The following is a 5,364-nucleotide window of genomic DNA, read 5'->3' as shown; positions in this document are numbered from 1 at the left end:
TTTTTCTATCACAACTTGTGAAGGATGTATTTTTTTGTTTTCCATAATACCCATTGCCCAATCGGTAAATTTCAATCGATACGTTTTGAGCTTGTTTTTTTTCCAATCATACCAAACACCCAGACTGTGTTTTAGTAAATCTTCCAGTTTTGAAACTTTGTACAAGGCAGCATAATCGTAATAAATAGAGGTAGCATTTTCTGGAATTCCCTCCGATTCATTAACGGCGGGATATACTGCTTTCTCCACAAATTTATCCATCGTGTAGGTTTGTAGCAGATTTGAAAGTTCGTAGGTTTTTTCATCTATAGGACTACCTAATAAATAATATCGGTTATCGTAATAACGTACTTGTAAGGGAGCTACTAGGCGCATCTTTACCTCACCTTTCTTCTCATAGAGAAATTGTATGGCTTGCCCGCGCTTGGCAAAATCAATAATCTGTCCGGCGAGTAAAAGCAATTGGTCTTGCTGGTGCAATGTTGGTTGAACATGCACAAAATAGGGCAATACATTTAAATCTTTTTCTGAATAATCAAAATCATCCATCAAAGCGGTTTTTAACCAATTCACAGAACTCATTGACTTCTCGGTATCTAATAATCCTAACAGTAATGGAAAAGTTAATTTTTCATCTTCTGTTAGGTTTAAGTTTTCAGGGGAATCTTCAAGTACAAAATAATTTCTGCCGTTAATTTTGCGAGAAACGATTTGATAGCCATCTTTAATCAAAAGTTCTTTTGAACGATCAAATGTTCGTCTGGATATAGGTTCAAACCCATATTCTTGTATTAATAGGGAGTTTAATTCATTTAAAAGTGCATCAATTGTTAACGCTCTATTTTTTAAAATTTTAATTATCAAATTTTTATACAACCTTTTCTTTCCAAACTCTTTCATAAAAAATGCTTTTAAAAAGTAAAGATATGGAACTTTGCCAAAAAATGCCAAGTGAATATCTAATATTGCACTCACTAAGCATGGGTGGCGGAAGTTGGTTCGGTGCACAGAACCAGATAGAAGACGCGCACAACCTAGGTTGTGTGGATTATTAATCCGTGGAGGTGCGAGTCCTTCCCCATGCACTATTTAAAAAGAATGCAAGGTTGCAAGGATTCCTTGGTTTGAAAACCTACTCTTTACTTTTGAAACGTTAACTTAAATTAAGACACCATGAAAAACCAAGATTTTAATAAACTAGAGTGGATGGAATATGTAATTGGAGGTAGCTTCGGAAATACTATTAATAAAGAAGAAATTGTTAATAAAACTGAGGTAAAACAACTGTTACAGTTTTTCAAAATAACCTACGATGAGTTAGTCATTTTAGCACTTTTAGTTGATGGTGGTATTCGACAAGAAGAACAAGGAATTGATTCTTTTTTAGAACATTTTGGGGGTAGTATTCGCAATTTAAAAAACATTAATAATGCCTTACAGGGTTTAATTTCTAAAAGGTATGTTATTGCACAAACCAAAAATCGTTTAAGTAAAACATTGATTAAACAGACCTTTCAAGTTGATGAAAAAGTATATGAAGCACTTTTGACTAATAATACCACCCTACTTTGTAAAAAACCAGCCGAAAACTTCGTTGAACTATTACAATTAATTCAAGAGCTAATTGATAAAAGATGTGAAGGGGTATTTGATGCAGATACGCTACTAAAATTAGTAGAGAACGAATTAACTACAGCCAAAAAATGTATTGAACTTGATTGGTTAAATAATTTTAATTTGTCTATTGTTGATAAAACACTCTTTTTTTGTACAGCCATAAACTATTTTACCAATGAGTCAAAAGCCGATTTAGAATACTACATCAAGCAAATCGAAGACAAATTCACGAAACAAAAGGCTATTCGGGAAAAAATAATAAACAAAACATCTCCTCTAATTACTAATGAATTAGTAGTAAAAGAAGAAGATGGATTTGCCTTTGATGAGTTTATTGAATTAACCCAGAAATCAATTACTGCCCTTTTTGAAAAACAAAAAAAAGAAAAAAAGAAAAAAAGCTACTCTACAGCTACACTTCTGTATCCTGATGCAATACTTGATGAGAATTTATTCTACAATCCATCGGAATGGAAACAAATTAATACCATTGAAAAGGTTTTAAGCATTGAAAAACACAAGCAAATAATTGATCATCTAGAAGAAAACGGTTTAGGCAAAGGGATTTCTATTTTATTTAATGGTTTTTCGGGAACAGGAAAAACAGCTACAGCAAAACGGTTAGCAAAATTGACCAACCGTGCTTTGTTTTGTGTAGATGTTGAAAAAATAGTCGACAAATGGATGGGAGATTCTGAAAAAAATGTAAAAAAGATATTTTCAGAATACTACGAATTTTCAAAAGAATGTGAGCACACTCCTATACTTTTTTTCAACGAGGATAGCATTTTTTCTAAACGCGTTTTGGTAAATCAATCTACAGATCGTTCCCACAACAGTATGCAAAATATCCTCCTTGAAGAAATGGAAAACTTCACAGGTATTTCTATCGTAACTAGTAATAATGCAGACAAATTGGATCCTGCATTTGAAAGACGATTTCTATATAAAGTAGAATTTGAAAAACCCAACACAACCACTCAATTTCAACTGCTTCAAAATAGCTTTCCCAACATGTCTATTGACATTATCAACCAGGCAATTAATAATTATTCATTTACAGGTGGGCAAATCTATAACATCAGGAAAAAATACATCATGCAATGTATTCTCGAAGAAAACGATTTAGAATCCTTATTTTTAAACCTATGCCAAGAAGAAATTAAAATAACAACTTCTACTAAAATTGGTTTTGGATCTAAACTGTAATTAAAAACTATTAAATATTTAAAAAGATATTAAAATAGGTTTATGTAGGATAAATTGATAATTAATTTTATTATGCATATGAATAAATAAATAGCGTTCTTTGAATCAACAAAAAAGCGAAACATTGTTGTCTCGCTTAATTGTAAAGTGAAATACATAATATTTTTAATCTTCTAAATTAAGTGCGTATTTAACTTCATCATAATTTTTCCAATTCACATTTGGATTGGCAATTCTATTTGAAGCAGAAATTACAACCACTCTAAATTTTTGTGTCGCTGGATTTGGCATTGATGACAAATTAGTATTTGTTGTATATATATTAATAAATCCAACCCCAAATTCATAATACCAAGATTGGTTTCCAATTGTATATGGCATTGCAATCCAAGCGCCATTTGAATCGCTTTTAAATAGGCTAACAACTCCTTTGTCAATAATTGATTGCGTAATAGCTGGTAAACTCAAAGTAGTATACCAAAAACTTCCAGATGTATTACTAGACCAATTAGAAGATGAAGTTGTTACTGTGTTTGTACCAATAACATTTGCGTTTCCGTCAACTCCGTCTTTTCCGTCTTTTCCATCTTCAGAACAACTAAAAAATGTAAAAACCAAAAGTAAAAAAATGGATTTTTTGAATAATGTTTTCATAAGAAATTAGATAACCTTGTTCCTGAGGTTTTTTAAATGATTAAATAAAAACCAAAAGCGTGGAACAAACTTTTATCCGTTACTCAGGTATCGCCAAACACCTACTCAACAAAATAAGAGAAGTCCACGCAGTACGTGAACGTTCGCTTATTAATTCTTTGTTGAGTTAGTATTGAAATTGGCGATTTCGAGTAACAAGATTAACAGCTAACGCTTATGGTATGATAAAAAAATATTATGTATTCACTTTATTCAAATTTGTTTATCAAATGTATTAAAAAGTAATTGATGTTAAAACATTATTCTATATTAAAAAATAAGTACAATTAGAAATATTATTAGAAAAAAAAACTCATTAATACAATATTTTAAAAACAAAGACGTGTAAATATCTATAAGCTAAATTTTAAATTATAATGAAAGTGTTTTTAAAAATTCAATTTATTTTAGCCTATAATTTCTATCACCCCATAGTATTTAATAAATTCCTATACCCTATGAATTCAGAATCAAACCCGACATCATCAACTCAATTACCTTTGCTAATTGAAGATATGAACTTGTTTAATAGTTCTAGTAGTTATGTAAGTCCGTACAGATTATTTTTTGCTTACTCCAAAAAAATCCCTAGTATTATTCCTATCGAAGATATAAAAATTGAATCCTTCAAAAAATGGTTTGAAAATAAATACCAAAATGAAATTGTACAACAACATTATTCACACGATTACAATATCACAAAAAAATCGTTGGAAAATGCCTTTCACATCTATATTTTACAAAATGGACTTCTGGTAAGTATTGAATATAGTTCGCTTTATTTTTTTCACACAGAAGAACAATTAAAGTCGGCAAAGATCCTCTTTGAAGAATCTAAAAAATTCTTATACTCCCAAAAGAAAACAACCGATATATGCTTAATCTTTAATCAAAATGGGGAATTAAATACGCAGCCGGTTAATATCAAAAAACCAAAAATCGATTTTAACATTCATTACAATGACGATTTTTTACCTATTCATAAAGATATCGTAAAACAACTCAATAAGAGAGATACCAACGGACTTTATCTTTTTCATGGGCAACCAGGAACAGGTAAAAGTACATACATCAAATTTTTAATTCACCAACTCAAGAAAAAAGTAATCTTTATTTCACCAAAAATGGCGGGTGAATTGGACAATTTAAACATGACTCCATTTTTACTAAATAACAAAAACGCTGTTTTCGTAATTGAAGATGCGGAAGAACTTATCCAGTCACGTCAAGAGGTTAGAAACTCCAACCTATCCATGCTACTTAATTTAACCGATGGGTTATTGGGTGAGAGTTTGGGGATTCAAATAATTGCTACGTTCAACACCGATGTGAAGAATATAGACAAAGCGCTGTTAAGAAAAGGTAGGCTTTCTCAAATTTACGAGTTTAAGCCGTTAACTGTAGATAGAACCAACAAATTATTAGCAACCTTAGGAATTATGGAAACTGTTAATCAACCACTTGCAGTTGCTGATATTTATAATTTTAAAAACGACAATCATTACAAACCCGCAATTAAAAAAACAGTTGGATTTGGGGGTTAGTAGCATTATTTTTACCCTATTCAATTTTAACGAAAAAAAACATTGCTCGAAATTCTTGCTGCATTTTTAATCGATTCTACTTTAATATAATCCATAAATACACGTTCTGTTTTATGACCTGAAATAGCCATAATGTCTTGTATTGGAACATTTTCAGTATACGCATTGGTACAAAAAGACCGTCTAGCAGTATGGGTTGTGACGAATTTGTATTTTGGGGCCTTGTGCACAACAAGCTTCCCTCCTTCAGTTCGAAAGTATTGATATTTATCATTAATATTTGCCTTTTTTGTATTTTCTT

At 30.9% G+C, this 5,364-nt stretch carries 4 protein-coding genes, 1 tRNA gene and 1 pseudogene; 3 read left to right on the top strand and 3 right to left on the bottom strand.

Features of this window, described 5'->3' with window-relative positions:
- The coding region (locus Q0039_RS03530) for a WYL domain-containing protein (RefSeq protein WP_297509151.1) at positions 1-900 on the bottom strand (900 nt) is incomplete at its 3' end.
- Between the two features lie 78 nt (positions 901-978).
- On the opposite strand from Q0039_RS03530, the gene Q0039_RS03525 reads away from it, so the two are divergent.
- Positions 979-1,085: transfer RNA gene (locus tag Q0039_RS03525), tRNA-OTHER, on the top strand.
- An 88-nt stretch (positions 1,086-1,173) separates the two neighbouring features.
- Positions 1,174-2,826 (top strand): ATP-binding protein, encoded by a 1,653-nt coding sequence (locus Q0039_RS03520; protein WP_297509148.1) that lies wholly within the window; start codon positions 1,174-1,176, stop codon positions 2,824-2,826.
- Positions 2,827-2,991: 165 nt separating this feature from the next.
- Here Q0039_RS03520 and Q0039_RS03515 read toward each other — a convergent pair whose 3' ends face one another.
- Positions 2,992-3,480, bottom strand: a complete 489-nt coding sequence (locus tag Q0039_RS03515; protein ID WP_297509146.1) for a hypothetical protein — start codon at positions 3,478-3,480, stop codon at positions 2,992-2,994.
- A gap of 497 nt (positions 3,481-3,977) precedes the next feature.
- Between Q0039_RS03515 and Q0039_RS03510 the strand changes: the two genes are divergently transcribed.
- Positions 3,978-5,063, top strand: a complete 1,086-nt coding sequence (locus tag Q0039_RS03510) for an AAA family ATPase (RefSeq protein ID WP_297509143.1) — start codon at positions 3,978-3,980, stop codon at positions 5,061-5,063.
- 26 nt (positions 5,064-5,089) lie between these two features.
- Here the strand turns inward: Q0039_RS03510 and Q0039_RS03505 are convergent.
- A pseudogene (locus tag Q0039_RS03505) lies at positions 5,090-5,364 on the bottom strand (tyrosine-type recombinase/integrase); the annotation flags it as partial.

It is taken from the genome of Flavobacterium sp., from assembly GCF_027484945.1.
In the GTDB taxonomy this organism is placed as follows: domain Bacteria; phylum Bacteroidota; class Bacteroidia; order Flavobacteriales; family Flavobacteriaceae; genus Flavobacterium.
This window is presented reverse-complemented; position numbering and strand designations above follow the sequence as displayed.

Coding starts and splice junctions, on each gene's coding strand:
- Q0039_RS03520 (WP_297509148.1), top strand. CDS start 1,174: ATGAAAAACCAAGATTTTAATAAACTAGAGTGGATGGAATATGTAATT.
- Q0039_RS03515 (WP_297509146.1), bottom strand. CDS start 3,480: ATGAAAACATTATTCAAAAAATCCATTTTTTTACTTTTGGTTTTTACA.
- Q0039_RS03510 (WP_297509143.1), top strand. CDS start 3,978: ATGAATTCAGAATCAAACCCGACATCATCAACTCAATTACCTTTGCTA.